The sequence below is a fragment of the Pseudoalteromonas sp. BZA4 genome, from assembly GCF_040104395.1.
Taxonomy (GTDB): Bacteria; Pseudomonadota; Gammaproteobacteria; order Enterobacterales; family Alteromonadaceae; genus Pseudoalteromonas.
In genome coordinates this window covers 98,720-115,128 of record NZ_JBECOT010000002.1, presented here as the reverse complement: position 1 = coordinate 115,128, position 16,409 = coordinate 98,720, and the positions used below count along the sequence as shown (strand labels likewise).

At 42.4% G+C, this 16,409-nt stretch carries 10 protein-coding genes; 2 read left to right on the top strand and 8 right to left on the bottom strand.

Annotated elements, in window-relative coordinates:
• Positions 1 to 308 precede the first annotated feature (308 nt).
• Both ABMY41_RS01525 and ABMY41_RS01520 read left to right on the top strand, forming a co-directional pair.
• Positions 309 to 3,053, top strand: a complete 2,745-nt coding sequence (locus ABMY41_RS01525) for a TonB-dependent receptor (protein ID WP_289097987.1) — start codon at positions 309 to 311, stop codon at positions 3,051 to 3,053.
• 108 nt (positions 3,054 to 3,161) lie between these two features.
• Positions 3,162 to 4,538 (top strand): hypothetical protein, encoded by a 1,377-nt coding sequence (locus ABMY41_RS01520; protein ID WP_287242958.1) that lies wholly within the window; start codon positions 3,162 to 3,164, stop codon positions 4,536 to 4,538.
• 35 nt (positions 4,539 to 4,573) lie between these two features.
• On the opposite strand, the gene ABMY41_RS01515 is transcribed toward ABMY41_RS01520, so the two are convergent.
• The 8 genes from ABMY41_RS01515 to ABMY41_RS01480 form a co-directional block, all read right to left on the bottom strand.
• Positions 4,574 to 4,837 carry a hypothetical protein gene (locus ABMY41_RS01515; RefSeq protein WP_055198739.1) on the bottom strand — a complete coding sequence of 88 codons (264 nt, stop codon included), beginning with the start codon at positions 4,835 to 4,837 and terminating at the stop codon, positions 4,574 to 4,576.
• 11 nt (positions 4,838 to 4,848) lie between these two features.
• Positions 4,849 to 5,679, bottom strand: coding sequence for a peptidoglycan binding protein CsiV (locus ABMY41_RS01510; protein ID WP_287242957.1), 831 nt, complete (start codon positions 5,677 to 5,679; stop codon positions 4,849 to 4,851).
• A complete protein-coding gene (gene mfd / locus ABMY41_RS01505) occupies positions 5,679 to 9,152 on the bottom strand; it encodes a transcription-repair coupling factor (protein WP_063529151.1) in 3,474 nt (1,157 codons plus the stop codon). Before mfd ends, ABMY41_RS01510 begins: the two co-directional genes overlap by 1 nt.
• Before the next feature lie 29 nt (positions 9,153 to 9,181).
• Positions 9,182 to 10,075, bottom strand: coding sequence for a carbon-nitrogen hydrolase (locus ABMY41_RS01500; RefSeq protein WP_175078218.1), 894 nt, complete (start codon positions 10,073 to 10,075; stop codon positions 9,182 to 9,184).
• Positions 10,068 to 11,126: an agmatine deiminase family protein gene (locus tag ABMY41_RS01495; protein ID WP_349273997.1), complete on the bottom strand. Its 1,059-nt coding sequence runs from the start codon at positions 11,124 to 11,126 to the stop codon at positions 10,068 to 10,070. The genes ABMY41_RS01500 and ABMY41_RS01495 overlap by 8 nt, the downstream gene beginning before the upstream one ends.
• Positions 11,127 to 11,210: 84 nt before the next feature.
• Entirely contained in the window at positions 11,211 to 11,804 is a 594-nt protein-coding gene (locus ABMY41_RS01490; protein WP_058584935.1) for a PilZ domain-containing protein, read from the bottom strand.
• A 104-nt stretch (positions 11,805 to 11,908) separates the two neighbouring features.
• The gene (locus ABMY41_RS01485; protein WP_349273996.1) at positions 11,909 to 15,082 is read right to left on the bottom strand and encodes a multidrug efflux RND transporter permease subunit; all 3,174 of its coding nucleotides are present in this window, start codon (positions 15,080 to 15,082) and stop codon (positions 11,909 to 11,911) included.
• Positions 15,083 to 15,096: 14 nt separating this feature from the next.
• Positions 15,097 to 16,302: an efflux RND transporter periplasmic adaptor subunit gene (locus ABMY41_RS01480; RefSeq protein WP_054561341.1), complete on the bottom strand. Its 1,206-nt coding sequence runs from the start codon at positions 16,300 to 16,302 to the stop codon at positions 15,097 to 15,099.
• Positions 16,303 to 16,409: the final 107 nt, after the last annotated feature.

The following is a 16,409-nucleotide window of genomic DNA, read 5'->3' as shown; positions in this document are numbered from 1 at the left end:
TGTAGCACTAATTGGGCTTTAGTTACACTTGATTACAAAGTGCGTGCAATTGATTTCAATCGTGTTTTTTTTGCTACTTAACAATCTTACCTTGCTGATATGAAAGTGTTTTTTTCTGTTAACATTGATACATCGTGAAACCTTATTACCTAAAATGGATACGCTATTTTGGGGTTGTTTTTTCTTTAACCTGCCATTCAGTTTTCGTTCAGTTAACTGAGCCTAAGTTGCCCTCCGCTGACTCGTGATTCTAATAATAACGAGCGCTACCTAACTAAAGGTAAATTTCCAACAAGTAGGGTTTTCACATGAAAAAATCAATTCTTGGTTTAGCTGTTGTTTCAGCAATCCCAATGTTCTCAAGCATGCAAGTTTTAGCTGCTGATGATGCAGTAGAGTCTATTGAAAAAATTCAAGTTACAGGTTCTCGTATTAAGCGTTCAGATATGGAAAACGCAAGCCCTGTAACATTAATTGGTGCAGATGACATCAAAGCAATGGGTGCAACAAGCATCGATAGCGTATTACAAAAAATGACCGCAACTGGCGGCGCGATGACTAACCCTGGTATTAACAATGGTTCAGGCGGTAATGCTCGTATTGACTTACGTGGTCTAGGTGCTAACCGTACTCTTGTTCTAGTTAATGGTCGTCGTATGATTGCATCTGGTACAGGTGCTGCTTCAACTGTTGACTTAAACACTATCCCAGTTTCTATGATCAAATCTGTTGAAGTACTAAAAGATGGCGCATCTGCTGTATACGGTACTGACGCGGTAGCTGGTGTTGTTAACATTATCTTAAAAGACGATTTTGAAGGTCTTGACATGAATGTTAACTCTGCAATTACTGGTGAAGGTGATGCAACAGAGAATTCATTCGACTTCACTGTTGGTTCGTCTTTTGATAAAGGTAACATTGTTATCGGTATGCAATATACCGATCGTGGCAAAGCTAAACAATCAGACCGTGACTTTTCAGACTGTCCAATCGCTGAAGGCGCAAATGGTTTGAACTGTAACGGTGGTTCTGTTTATGCTGAAGGCGGTCACATTTGGCAAGACGGTACAATTGGTGATGTAAATAAAGCGGGTGAGTCTGTTGATGAAGATGGTAACCCAATTACATCAGGTATCGCTTATCAAGATAACGGCTTAAGCGGTAAAGGTGGCTTACACCCATTTACTGATGCAGATCGTTATAACTTTGCACCAGACAGTTACCTTTACACGCCAATGGAGCGCTTAAACTTAACTGGTCTTGCAACTTATGAATTAAGTGACGATACACGTTTATTCACTGAGTTCACTTATACTAAGCGTTGGTCTGAGCAACAAATGGCTGCTCAACCAATTTGGTTTGGTTTTACTTATGATGAATCAATGGGTGATTCACTATTAGGTCAAACATATAACAGTAAAGTTGATCGTAATGGCGATGGTATTGCTGACCGTGATGCAGATGGTAACTACATCACTGAAACAGCTAATTACGCGTATGGCGATGAAATTTTCTACGGTCGTCGTATGTCAGACACTGGTGCTCGTTATTTTGAGCAATCTGTTGATACCGTTCGTGCGGTTATCGGTGCAGATGGTTTTATCGGTGACTACTCATGGGATGTATCTGCAAACTTCGGTCGTAACGACTCAGTTGATAAATTAAGCAACCTTCACAATATTGGTTCATTAACTGATAGCATCATGTATACAAATGATGAAGGTCAAGTAATGGGTACATTCAACCCGTTAGATCAAAGCGCTTGGACTTCTGAAGATTTCCGTAGAAACGTTTACACAGAAGTTAACAATGGCGGTAGCCAATTATTCATATTAGCTGCTTCTGTATCTGGTGAATTATTTGAATTACCAGCAGGTTACGCTGCATTCGCAGCTGGTGTTGAGCGTCGTCAAGAAAAAGCTTGGTATACGCCAGACTCATTAACAGCCCAAGGTCTAGCAAATGACCCAATGGTTGAACCTACATCAGGTGGTTTCGATGTAAACGAAGCATACGTTGAATTTGCATTACCACTTTTAGCTGATGCGCCACTTGCACAAAATGTGGAATTAAGTGCAGCTATTCGTGCGTTTGATTACAGCACATTCGGCTCAGATGAGACTTGGAAACTAGGTTTAACTTGGAAAGTTAACGATGAATTAATGCTACGTAGTGTTGTATCAACAGCATTCCGTGCGCCAACTGTATCAGAGCTTTACTCAGGTAATTCACCTTCATTCGAGCAAGTTGAATTCCCAGGTGCACAAGATCAAGCAGAAGTTACTGTTGGTGGTAACTCAGCATTAACGCCAGAAGAAGCGGATACATTAACTGCTGGTATCGTATATGAGCCTGAGTGGTTCGAAGGTTTTAGCATGACGCTAGACTACTACGATATCGAAATCGAAAATGCAATTGCTACAGTTGATAATCAGTACATTGTTGACCAGTGTTTGAAGACAGATGTAAATAATGGTTCTGCATTATGTAATTCTGCAAATGTTTCAATCGACTCAACTGGTCGTATTATTTTCAATAACCAACTACAAAATATTGGTTCTGAGAAAACATCAGGTATCGATTTAAACCTTTCTTACTCATTTGAAGCAGCTGGCCTTAATTGGAAAGCTGGCCTAGATACAACATACTTAGACGAATATGTTGTTCAAGTTACTGGCGAACCTGTTGATTATGCTGGCGTTATCACATCTGGTTCTGGTGGATATGCTGACTTTAAGTCAAACCTTACTATTAATGTAGCGGGTGACAACTGGGATGCTCAGTATCAAGCACGCTATATTGCAGGTATGGATAGCTTTGCGTGTATTGGTGATGAAAGCTCTTGTTATGCACCAACAACACCAACAGTTGTTTATCATGATATCAGTGGTTCTTACATGATTAACGACACTGTATCATTCTCTGCAGGTGTTAATAACTTGTTTGATAAGCAACCGCCTTATTACACAGGTAACAACGATTCAAACACTGACCCGTACACATACGATGTACTAGGTCGCCGTTTCTTCGCTGGTATGAACGTTAAGTTCTAATCTAGTTCGAAATGATTACTAAGGCCCAGTTTTTACTGGGCCTTTTTTATTGTCTGAAAGCTTATCAACGCGTAAACTATAAAGGTATTTTTAACAAACGAGGTGATATTGCTTAAACAAGACGAAAACTTATCTTTTATTATTGAGCCTGAGCTTAAACCACGCACAGAGCAACGACTCGACCTGTATTTCTCCATTCCGAATGAAATGAGTGTTAACCCACAAACACTGAGCGAAGAATCATTCTTTAATAATAACTTTAAATCGCACCTTGCGTATAACGCTAACAACATTCACTTACCTTTAGTTAGAAGCCGCTTTGTTAGTAAAAACAAAGGTGAACAACAAGATTATCGGCAAAACTTAAACCTATATTGTTATCAAGTTCGACTCGCGCTTAATGCCGATATTAAAGACACCCTAAAGCACCAAGAAGCTGAAGAGTTTTACCCTGCAGCCATTGAGTTGTGCGAGCAAACCAAAGGCTTGTTGAAAAAACTAAGACGCTACACCCCAGATGACGAAAAGCTACTGCCATTTTATAAAAACGCTGATAACTACTTAAGCTGGCATGTAGAGCAGTCATTTTTAAAACTACTGGATGAAGGACCGCGTAGCAGTGATTTTGCAAAAGAGCGCAGTGAGCTATTAGAGTTTTGCAAAAATGAAAACAGTTACCGTGAAGAGCAAGAATATAACTCGCAATCTACACTTGAAGATGCCAACCGTATCACCAACAAAATGCGCCTATTACAACGTTTGATTGAGCATGGAGTGGTGCTTACACGTAGCACGCGTCACTTAAACAGTTATTTAAAACGTATGGTAAAGGGCACGGTGACCGCTGTGATCATGGCCTTTGTGATGTTAGTTGTGTTAAATGCTCGCTCAAACTTTACTGAAGTAACAGCGACGTTGATTTTGATCTTGGGTGTTATTTATGGTCTTCGTGAAATATTTAAAGAAGACATAACACGGGTGATCTGGCGAGCTATCGTACGAGGGCGACCTAAATGGCGCTTTCAATTTAAAAACAGCATAACCAAAGACAAAATTGCCAGCCAATACATTTGGCTTGAATACACCAGTTTTAAACGCCTGCCTAAAGTGGTCAGGAAGATTTTTTCGAAGCGCCGCCATCAAAATAAACAAGCCGCTCAATGGTTGCATTTTTCGAGCGACACACAAGTTTACGCGAAAGAGTTTTTACCTGGCTACGACACCTTGCAACAAACCATGCAATTTAGCTTGGCACCGTTTGCTCGCTATTTAAAGCGGGGTGAAGGTAAGCTCTATCATTTAGATAGCAATAAAATCTCTAAGAAAGCCGTAGAGAGGCGTTATCAGTTAAATGTAGTATTAGTGTTTACACAAAGCGAAGATGAAACTTTGTATCAGCGCTACAAGATTACGTTAAATCGCAGCAAAATTGTCAATATTGAGCGTATTTACTCACAAACAGACATTCTGAAAGATGAAAGATGAAAGATGAAAGGGTGGCCTTGGCCACCCATTTCGGTTTATTTAGCGTCTAAACCTGTTTTGCTGTAAAGCGATACTTTGTCTGATACTAAGGTAATTTCGATGTTTTTATCTTTGTTACCCCAGATACAGTTAGTGTGTAGTGTCTTTTCTTCACACTTATCAGCTGAACCTAAAATAGCTTCAACCTCAGTTTTATCCATACCAATTTCAATTTTTTCGTAGTTCTCTAAATTTACTTTTGAGCAACCAGCTAAAGTAAGTGCCGCAGCCGCTGCTGCAATTGCCATATATTTTTTCATAATTGTATCCATTAATGGTTGTAGCGTCTTATTTGCACGATCATCCCCATACGTGGGTGATCAAAATAATGTATCTCGTTACTAATCACACGTTTAAATTGTGAAAAACGTGCTTTTTCGTAATCACCAGTTTCTAAGCGCTGACTAATATCAAAATCTGCGTTTATAAACAGGTAGTGACGAACATAAATCTTCATTAAACCGTCTAATTCCCACTCTGGCACATTTTGCAGTTGGTCGGGAATATAGCGCTCAGTAGGGCCGACTAAACTAATAAAATCGTTGTTTTCTTCTACAGGACTTGCGTGTTTTGCTAAGTGCTCGCCGGCAAAGAGGCGGATACTCAGTGCTCTTTTTTCACTCATTTCAGGAAAACGCCAGCCCGTGTGTAAAATTGGGGTTAAGCCTTTTCTATCAAGCTGATTTTTTTGCTCAACAAACTGTAATTGTTCTGGCGCCATTAAATAAATGTCGTCAGTGTCTTCACGGGGCTCAACAACGGGTGTCACAGGAAGTTGATTGTAGCTAGCTAAAAAATCAACACTGTCATCACACACGTTTGAGTGAGGGTTGCTATTGACTAAAGAGTCTGTGAACGAATCTGAGCGAAAGCGGCTATCACCTTCAATACAAGCCTGTTTTGCCTGCTCTGTGTATGCAGGAGATAATAAATCCTTGCTACGCTTAGCCTTGATTTCATCGTGTTTTAAGCTGAAATCTTCCTGTAAGTAGGGGGCTGGGCGCTGTTTATAAATAAGAACTTCAATTTCGAACCAACGTGTTGCAAATGACGAGCTTGTAAATAAGCAACAAAGCAGTAGTAAACTATTTCTAAACAACATTAATGGCTAACCTTTTTTTCGAAATCTGCAATCATTGCAGTGACCATTTTTAAGCGTTCGCGAGCGTTGGCTTCGCTAATTGCAAAGCGCAGTTTATTTGCGCCATCCATTTTATACACCTGCGGTGCACTTTGTATCAAACCTATAATGAAGCTAGGGTTAACCTTTGTATGCTGGCTAAACTCAAAATAACCGCCTTTCGGGTTTGCTTCAATCTTCTTAATGCCAATATTACTTGCTTGCAGTTTTAATTGCTGCAAACTGAATAAGTTTTTTGTGGCGTCAGGCAGTAGACCAAAACGGTCAATCAGCTCTACCTGTAACTCGTCCATATCATTGAGGTTAGCACAGCTTGCAATGCGTTTATAGATACCTAAACGTACGTTTACATCATGAATATAATCATCAGGTAATAACGCTGGCAGCTTTAAGTCTACCTCAGTTTGCTGACCTAATAAGTTCTCAAGGGTTGGCTCTTTACCTTCTTTGAGGGAGTTAACCGCTTGCTCAAGCATTTCCATATACAAACTAAAACCAATGGTTTGCATTTGACCTGATTGGTCGTCACCAAGCAGCTCACCGGCACCACGAATTTCTAAGTCATGGGTTGCGAGCGCAAAACCTGCACCCAAGTCTTCCAGTGATTCAATCGCTTCAAGGCGTTTAACCGCATCTTTACTCAGTGATTTAGGGTTACCAGTCAGTAGGTAGGCATAGGCTTGGTGATGGCTTCGGCCTACACGACCACGCAACTGATGCAGTTGTGCCAGACCCAGCTTATCTGCTCTATCCATAATAATGGTGTTGGCAGTCGGTACATCGATACCGGTTTCGATAATAGTGGTACACACAATCACGTTATATTTTTGGTGATAAAAATCACTCATAATTTGCTCAAGCTCGCGCTCTCGCATTTGACCATGTGCCGTTGTTACGCTGGCTTCAGGTACCCACTCACTGATTTCTTCAGCAACTCGGTCTATGGTTTCAACATTATTATGTAAGAAATACACCTGACCACCGCGTTTAATCTCACGCAGAATTGCTTCGCGAATTAGTTCAGCATCTCTTTGTCTAACAAAGGTTTTAACCGCTAAACGTTTTGCAGGCGGTGTGGCAATAATTGACAGGTCACGCATACCGCTCATTGCCATGTTTAATGTACGTGGGATGGGGGTTGCTGTAAGCGTTAAAATATCGACATCGGCACGTAATGCTTTGATTTTTTCTTTTTGACGCACCCCAAAACGGTGCTCTTCGTCAACAATCAATAAGCCCAAATCTTTAAATTGAATATCTTGTTGAATAAGCTTGTGAGTACCAATCACGATATCTAATTTACCCTCAGCCATTTTATCGAGGGTGTCTTTTTGCTCTTTAGTTGAGTTAAAGCGCGATAAAACACCCACCTCAATTGGTAAATCGGCAAAACGGTCTTTAAAGTTTTCATAATGCTGCTGTGCAAGCAGTGTGGTTGGTACAAGTACCGCAACTTGCTTGTTATCATTCACTGCCACAAAGGCTGCGCGCATTGCCACTTCGGTTTTGCCAAAGCCAACGTCACCACATACTAAACGGTCCATCGCTTGCTTGCTTTGCATATCACCGAGCACAGACTCAATGGCGTTGCGTTGATCGTCAGTTTCTTCAAATGGGAAGCTGTCGCTAAATTGACGATAAGCACTGCCATCAAGCTTAAATTTATTGCCAGGCTTTGCTTGGCGTTTAGCGTAAATATCTAAGAGTTCAGCAGCCACATCACGAACTTTTTCAGCGGCACGTTTCTTGGCTTTTTCCCACGCATCAGAGCCCAATTTATGAAGCGGGGCAGAGGCTTCTTCGCCACCAGAATAGCGGCTGAGCATATGTAACGCAGAAACGGGCACGTATAGTTTTGCCTCGTTAGCGTAAATGATCGTAACAAACTCAGTGATCACACCAGCAGCATCAATGGTTTCAAGGCCTTGGTAGCGGCCTACACCGTGATCAAGGTGCACAATCGGTTGACCTTCACGTAGCTCAGCAAGGTTACGAATAAGCGCATCTTGGCTGGCTTCGTATTTATGTTTACGGCGTCGACGCTGCGAGACCTTAATGCCTAATAATTCTTGCTCTGTGATAATGGTTAAACGTGGCTTACCGTCTAGCACCACACTTTGCTCAAGTGGCGAAACAATTAGGCCAACATCACTCGAACTATTGGTAAAATCGCTAAACGATTCAAATTCTTTAAGCTTTAAACCACTTGGTTTTAATAAGGTGAGTAATGATTCACGGCGGCCATCCGATTCAACCGAGAGCAGCACGCGGCCTTTTTGTTTTTTCTCACTGGCAACATAGTCAATTAAACCTTGGTACGGTTCATGTAACTTATGATCAATACGAACATTTGGCAGCTCTTTACTAGCAAGGTTGGTGTGACCCGCTTTGGTGCCTAATTTTGCTTGCGATAAACGAATGCGCGCGTATTTACCAAATTCACCAAATAGCTCATTAACGCTTTGATACAGTTTTACAGGTTCAAGTAAAGGTCTGAGCGGATCAACACGGCGGTTTTCATAGCGTACATTCACATCATGCCAAAACTGATCAGCAGCATGCTCAATATCGCCAAAATGCATAAAGGTTGTATTACTTGGTAAGTAATCGAAGATAGTTGCCAATTCATCAAAAAACAGTGGCATGTAATATTCGATACCCGCAGGCCAGGTTCCTTTAGTCACCTGCATATAAATTGAGTCTTGTTCAGAGCTTGCGCCAAATTGTTCACGATAGTTGATACGAAAACGCTCAATGTCTGAGTCGTTAGTTGGGAATTCGTGGGCTGGCAGTAACTCAATTTTGTCGACTTTTTCATCTGAGCGCTGGCTTTCAACATCAAATAAGCGAATGCTGTCGAGTTCATCATCAAAAAAGTCTAAACGGAATGGGTGTGGGCTACCCATAGGGTATAAGTCAACGATAGAGCCGCGAATCGCGTATTCACCATGCTCCATCACTTGTTGTACATGTAAATAGCCTGCTTGTTCTAAGTTTTCACGCAATGTGTGCGTATCTAAGGTATCGCCCACTTTAAAGTTAAGGGTTGAACCATAAATAAACGAAGCAGGGGCAGTACGCAGCATCAAGGTCGACACTGGCACGATTAATACGCTTTGTTGTTCTTTTTTTAAGGTATTTAACGTGGCTAAGCGCGCTGAAATAATATCTTGATGCGGCGAAAAATGATCATAAGGGAGTGTTTCCCAGTCAGGGAAGACCATGACTGGGTTTTCAGGCAACAGAAATTCGAGTTCAGTTTCAAGGCGAAGGGCGCTTGGTGTATCTGGGGTGACAATCACAACCAGCTCGTTGTGTTGTTTTACACCTTCTGCGATTGCGATGCTAAGCCCGCTACCGGTAAGTTGTCCCCATTGAATTTTATCTTTTTCAGATTTTACCCAAGGCAATGCTGCCCATTGCGCAAACGCCATTTACTACTCCTTTAAACTGTTTTTACTGCTTAGTCTCGATAAATCTTGGTTAAGTCCTGATAGTGATCGATACGACGATCACGAAGGTAAGGCCAAATTCGACGTATGTTTTCACTACGTGCTTGGTCTAATTCAACAACTAATAATTGCTCATCACTGTTGTTCGCTTCAGCTAAGATTTCACCTTGAGGGCCCGCGATAAATGAGTTACCCCAGAACTGAATACCTTCACTTTGAGCGCTTGGATCACTTTCGTGGCCAACACGGTTACAGCTGATCACCGGCACGCCGTTGGCAACTGCATGAGCACGTTGTGAAATAACCCAGGCGTCTTTTTGACGTGTTTGCTCGTCTTTTTCATCACGCGGGTCCCAGCCAATGGCTGTTGGGTAAATTAAAATTTCAGCACCGGCCATTGCCATTAAGCGTGCCGCCTCTGGGAACCATTGATCCCAACAAACTAACACGCCTAATTTGCCAACAGAGGTTTGAATAGGCTCAAAACCTAAATCACCCGGTGTGAAATAAAACTTCTCGTAAAAACCTGGGTCATCAGGAATATGCATTTTTCGGTATTTACCGGCAATGCTGCCGTCAGTTTCAAGTACCACAGCAGTATTGTGATAAAGACCCGTAGCGCGCTTTTCGAATAATGATGACACGATCACCACATTGAGCTCTTTGGCAAGTGCACCTAAGGTGTCTGTACTTGGACCCGGGATTGTTTCTGCTAAATCAAAAACGTCTACATCTTCGGTTTGGCAAAAATACAAGCTACGGTGTAGCTCTTGAAGAACAATAAGCTTAGCGCCTTGGCTTGCTGCATCACGAATACCAGCAATTGATTTTGCCATATTGTCTTGAGCATTATCGGTGTTTGATTGCTGAACAAGAGCAACCTTTAAATGCGTTGGTTTAGTCATTGTTTGTTCCTGCTAAAAAGCCGCGCGGTAATTGCATTGTAATACAGTGTAAGCTGCCAAATTGGTGAATAATTGGCACACAATTAATACCCACCACAGTGTGATTTGGGTATGCTTTGGCAACCTGACCAAGCGCCAGTTGGTCGTTTTCGTCACCATAAATTGGTACTAAAACGGTTTTATTGATAATTAAATAATTAGCGTAGGTGGCAGGTAGTCTGTCACCATCTTCATCGAACACTGCTTTTGGCCAAGGTAAGGCAATCAGCGTGTAGTTTTCACCCTCTGCTGTTTTAAATGATTGCAGTTGTTTTTCCATTGCATCAAGGGCTGCAAAGTGCTCATCACTTTTATCGTCGCACTTAACATAAACAAGGGTGTTGTTCGGGGCAAAACGTACCAGCGTATCAATATGGCTGTCGGTATCATCACCTGCAAGGTAACCGTGATCAACCCAAAGAAACGACGTAGCACCTAGTTGCTCAACAAGCGTTTGTTCTATATCTGCTTTTGTGAGTTCAGGGTTACGATTTGGGTTTAATAAGCACTCGCTGGTTGTGAGTAGCACACCGTGTTCATTGATTTCGACGCCACCGCCTTCAAGAACCAGATCACTTTGCTGATAACCATTTTTAGGGCTCGCGACTTGATTTACAAGTACTTGATTAATTTGATTATCAAGATCACTTGCAAACTTATTGCCCCAACCATTAAAAATAAAATCCATTACTTTCAATTGAGTTGCGTCATCAATATTTGCACAGGTCAATGGGCCATGGTCACGTGCCCAAGTATCGTTACACGGTGTCACCACAAAGTGAATGCGATTAGCATCAACCTCTGCATTTGCAAGTAAAGCTGCAATATGTGCTTTGAGGGTATTATCATGAGCTACAATCACAACATCTTGTTGTTGGCTTATTGCTTGGCAAAGTGCTACATACACAGGCTCAACAGCGGTTAAATTTGCTGCCCAATCAGTGTCTTGATGAGGCCAAGTGAGCATAACGGCATCTTGCTCAGCCCATTCAGGTAAAAGTCTAAATTTCATGAAGGTATTAAACAAACTAAGGTGGGGCTAGTTTAGCATTTTAGCCATAGATGTCAGCTTTTTGTGCGCGATAAAGCGTGATTTTTAACTGTCTTGTTGATTGTTTTCTTGCTGACGTTTTTTAAGTTGGCGTGTTTGTGCGTGCAGGGCTGCTCTTACGACTAAATCTTGGTCAGCATCGCGAATGGCAGTAAACAATAATGTGTATTGGTATTTATCATCATCGCATTTTTCAATGGCCACTAATTCGGTATAGCAATAAATGGCAGATGCTTCGTGCTGCAAGAACAACTTAGTACGAAATGTTTGCCCTAATTCATACACATCAGCTGAGGTAAGTTTTACACCACCACCGCCATAACTATCGCAATAGTTTGCGTTATCGTCAGGCTGCTCTGAGGCTAAGATGTGACTCATGATTAAATCAATTTTACGAGATTGTGCCTGTAAAAAGGCTGCCAGTTCTTGCGCAACATCACCCAGATTACGCAGTGGTCGTAAGCTTGTTTGTTCAAGTTCGTTTACTTCGTTGGCAAGTTTAAATAGGGCAGGGATATCCGCTTCGAGCTCAGCATTGGTTTTTGGCACAGCACTTGGTTCAACCGCATATAAATTGACACGGTTGCTCTCGTTGATTTGAAAATATTGTTCAAATTCGGCTAATTTTTGATTATTCATGCTGTACTCCACACATCTTTCCTTAATACTAGCGTTCGAAGCAGTAAATTGCTAGTAATCAAATAATCAAAAAAAGGGCAAACTCATTGTTTGCCCTTCATTTTTTACAGGTTACCCTCTTGGGTTTTGACATGTTCTTGTTGATGATGTTCTGCTATCTCATCAGCAAGCTCTTGTCTTGAACGTTTTTCAGTTAACTTACGTGCCGTTAACCAATAAAAGAACAGCGGCACAAAGAATACGGCAAGGAATGTCGCTGCCATCATACCGCCCATCACACCGGTACCAACACTGTGACGAGCACCGGCACCTGCGCCAGAGCTCAGTACTAAAGGCACAACGCCCAAAATGAAAGCAAGCGAAGTCATAATGATAGGTCGAAAACGTAAACGCGCAGCCTCAAGAGCAGCCGTACTTGCGCTCCAGCCTTGTTGATGTTTCATCAAGGCGTATTCAACAATAAGAATTGCGTTTTTACTAGCAAGACCAAGTAGTGTTACCAGACCAATTTGGAAGTATACATCGTTTGTCATGCCAACAACCCAAACCGCTATAAGCGCACCAAAGGTACCAAATGGCAAGGCAAGCATCACAGACAGTGGTAACGACCAACGCTCATACAGCGCTGCTAGAATCAAAAATACCATGATCACAGCAAGACCTAAGGCAATTCCTGTGGTGCCTGAACTGCGTTTTTCTTGGAATGCAGAGCCTGTCCATTCGTAGGTCATATTAGGTGGTAATACTGCTTGTGCAATACGCTCAACCTCAGCAATAGCTTGACCCGAACTGTAACCTGGAGCTGCATTACCCATCAGTTTAACAGCAGGTAAGTTGTTATAACGATTTAGGTTTTCAGGGCCTCGGCTATACTCGATAGTGGTAAAGGCTGAAAGCGGCACCATAGTACCTTGGTTGTTTTTAACATAGATACGACCAATGTCATCAGGCTTCATTCTAAATTCAGCATCTGCAGACATTAGTACTTGCCATGCGCGACCAAATTTATTGAAGTCGTTAACGTAATAAGTCCCTAAGTTACCTGCAAGGGCAGTGAAAGCATCATCAATTTCGACACCCATGGCGCGGGCTTGTTCACGGTCAACATCAACACGTAGCTGTGGTGCATCAGGGCGCCAAAGTGTTTGTAGGCCACTGATGATAGGGCTCTTTTGTGCTTCAGCTGTCATTAACTGCATTGCATGTTGAAGTTTGTCTGGGTCGCTATCACCTTTGTTTTGAATATAAAACTCAAAGCCACCTGTGTTACCTAAACCAAAAATAGCCGGAGGGTTAAAGGCAAGCACGAGCGCCTCTTTAATACCTGCTGTTTTCATGAAGAGCTCTTGCACCAGTGCCTTGGTATCAACTTCACGCTCATCCCAATGCTTTTGTGTCACGAATAATGTTGCAGCACTGTTTTTGTAACCACCGCCAATAAAGTCAAAACCGGTAAAAGCCACCACGTTTTCGTTCGCTGGGTTTGATTGCACGGCCTCAACAACCTGTTGTGTTACCTGCTCTGTGCGCTCAAGTGATGAACCGTCAGGTAAGAAAATTGCAGATATGTAATAACCTTGGTCTTCATCTGGCACAAGTGAACCAGGGGTGTTTTGCCAAAGGCCAATCGTTGCTGCAACCATACCTGTCATTAAGATCAGCCCTAACAGACCACGGCGCACCATAAAGCCAACAGCACCTACGTAACGGCCGGTGATCTTGGTAAACATGTCGTTAAACCATAGGAAGAAGCGGGCAGTTTGCTTGTGTTCTTGTTTTAAAATAAGTACACAAAGCGCTGGTGTCATCGTTAAAGCAACGACACCTGATAAACTAACAGCAATCGAAATAGTAATAGCGAACTGGCGGAATAGCTCACCGGTTAAGCCACCTAAAAACGCAATTGGCACAAACACTGAACAAAGTACTAAAACAATTGCCACCACAGGGCCACTTACTTCGCCCATCGCTTTAACGGCGGCGTCTCTGGCACCTAGGCCTTTTTCGTGCATGATACGCTCAACGTTTTCAAGTACCACGATGGCATCATCAACAACAATACCAATCGACAGCACCATACCGAATAAGGTGAGTGAGTTAATTGAGTAACCCAGCATATACATGCCGGCAAATGTGCCCAGTAGTGATACTGGCACTGCAAGGGTCGGTATTAGGGTCGCGCGCCAGTTTTGTAAGAATAAATACACCACTAAGAATACCAATACCATGGCTTCAAGTAGTGTTTTTACAACTTCACGAATCGATACTTCAACAAAGCGGGTTGTGTCGTATGACGTTAAATGAGCAAGACCGGTAGGGAACTGGCTTTTCATTTCTTCAATAACACTGTTTACTTCTTCAGCTACATCAAGAGCGTTAGCACCAGGTTGCAAGAAGATACCTAACAGTACCGCTTCTTTACCGTTAATTGTTCCTTTGAAGTTATAGTCTTTTGAGCCAAGCTCAACGCGGGCTACGTCTTTTAAGCGTAAGCTACTACCGTCTGTGTTTGAACGAATAATGATATTTTCAAACTGCTCAGGCTCAGACAAACGCCCTTGTGCAGTTACACTGTAAACCAGCTCTTGAGGAGATTGCGTAGTAGGTGTGGCACCAATTTTACCTGCCGCGTATTGCGAATTTTGTACGCGAATTGCCCCTGCAATTTCTTCAACAGTGACACCTAATTGGCTCATTACATCAGGGCGCAACCAAATACGCATTGCGTAATCTTTGGCACCAAAAATTTGTACACTGGTGGTGCCAGGAATACGTTTAACACGGTCAAGTACGTTCATAGTGACATAGTTTGATGTCCATAAACTCGAACGTGTTCCATCTGGTGAGTAAAAGGCATGAACTTGTAAAAAGCTAGAAGAACCTTTTTGAACCACCACACCTTGGCGACGCGTTTCTTCAGGTAAACGGGCTTCAACCTGTTTAACACGGTTGTTTACGTTAACGGCTGCTTGGTCAACATCAGTACCAATTTCAAAAGTAACTTCGATGGTGGTTGAACCTGCACTGGTTGACGTTGAAGACATATACATCATGCCTTCAACACCGGTAATGGCATTTTCAATCGGTGTCGCAACCGTTTGCTCAAGCACATCGGCAGATGCACCCGGGTAGGCTGCGGTTACTTGTACAACCGGTGGTGCTATTTCAGGATATTGCGCTACAGGTAAGCTGCGCATCGCAGCAAGGCCCGCAAGCAAAATAACAATAGATATAACAAACGCAAAAATGGGTCTGTCTATAAAGTAACGAGAAAACATAAGACTCCCTGTGCTTATTCTGCGTGGCTAGGGTTAGCGGCAGGTTGGCCAACATTGACTGGCATACCCGGGAAGAAAATACGTGCCATGCCATCAACAATAACTTGGTCGCCTTCTTTTAAACCACTACGAATTAACCAAAAATTTTGGTATTGCTCGTTTTCTGGTTTTTTGATCCATTCACCTACAGTAACAGGGGCAGGTAAAGCGACATCCATACCTTGCTCGTTTTTACTTACTACATAAACAAACTTACCGGTGCCGTTATCAAGTACTGCACGTTGCGGAACAATGAAAGCGTTTTTGCGTACTGCACCACTTAACTCAACGCGAACGAACTGGCCCGGGCGAAGTTGAAAATCAGGGTTAGGAATAATTGCCTGAAACTCACTGGTACCTGTGTTTGGATTAATACGCACATCAGAGAAGTTAACTTCACCGGTTTGTCCGTATAACGAACCATCTTGCAGTTTAATTTGTGTTTTCCAGTGGCCTTGCTCAGGTAATGTTAGTGAGCCATTTTTAACATCTTGACGCATTTGCAGTTGTTCACGCTCAGATAAGCCAAAACGAATACGAATAGGGTCAAACTGAGTCATTTGAGTCAGTAATAAATCTGGACCAGAAACATAGGTTCCTTCAGAAACAAACTCACGTCCCATTACTCCTGCGACAGGGGCTTTAACTTGCGCATATTCAAGGTTAAGTTGCGCTTCTTTTAAGGCAACTTTTGCTGCGGCTAAATCAGTTTTTGCAATATCATTGGCTGAGCTTGCGTTATCGTAATCACGTTGTGAAACAGACTTTTCGGCACGTAGTTTAGCTAATCGTTTAACGTCACGGTCAGCTTGAACAAGCGCTGCTTTTGCACCATCAAGTGCAGCTTGTGCTCGGTCAACCGCAAGTTGATAAGGTTCTAGGTCAATTGTAAACAGTGATTGGCCTTGTTCTACACGCTGACCTTCTTCAAAGTTGCGTGATTCAAGAATACCGGTGACACGGGCACGAACTTCAACCTCTTTTGAACCAGACAGCGTCGCTGGTAGCTCAATAGTAAAAGGGGCATCGTGAGTTTCCATTGTCATAGTCGCGACAGCAGCGGGGTGCATTTGACCCTGTTGTTGCTGTGGCGCTTCAGAACAACCTTGCAGTAGCAAAGGAGCAGAAACTAATAACAACGCAGATAATGATAATTTGGCAGGTGCGAAAGGCAGACGCATGTTTACTCCACAGTCCAATTGTTAAGTAGGTATGCATAAAAAATAGTCTATTAGCATGAAAGACGTCACTATGCATATTCATTTAGCGTTTAGTTTATACCCAAAAA

Bases quoted from the DNA above. Each gene is read 5' to 3' on its own strand.
- ABMY41_RS01510 (WP_287242957.1), bottom strand. From the start codon at position 5,679: ATGTTGTTTAGAAATAGTTTACTACTGCTTTGTTGCTTATTTACAAGC.
- ABMY41_RS01500 (WP_175078218.1), bottom strand. From the start codon at position 10,075: ATGACTAAACCAACGCATTTAAAGGTTGCTCTTGTTCAGCAATCAAAC.
- ABMY41_RS01495 (WP_349273997.1), bottom strand. From the start codon at position 11,126: ATGAAATTTAGACTTTTACCTGAATGGGCTGAGCAAGATGCCGTTATG.
- ABMY41_RS01490 (WP_058584935.1), bottom strand. From the start codon at position 11,804: ATGAATAATCAAAAATTAGCCGAATTTGAACAATATTTTCAAATCAAC.
- mfd (WP_063529151.1), bottom strand. From the start codon at position 9,152: ATGGCGTTTGCGCAATGGGCAGCATTGCCTTGGGTAAAATCTGAAAAA.
- ABMY41_RS01525 (WP_289097987.1), top strand. From the start codon at position 309: ATGAAAAAATCAATTCTTGGTTTAGCTGTTGTTTCAGCAATCCCAATG.
- ABMY41_RS01515 (WP_055198739.1), bottom strand. From the start codon at position 4,837: ATGAAAAAATATATGGCAATTGCAGCAGCGGCTGCGGCACTTACTTTA.
- ABMY41_RS01480 (WP_054561341.1), bottom strand. From the start codon at position 16,302: ATGCGTCTGCCTTTCGCACCTGCCAAATTATCATTATCTGCGTTGTTA.
- ABMY41_RS01485 (WP_349273996.1), bottom strand. From the start codon at position 15,082: ATGTTTTCTCGTTACTTTATAGACAGACCCATTTTTGCGTTTGTTATA.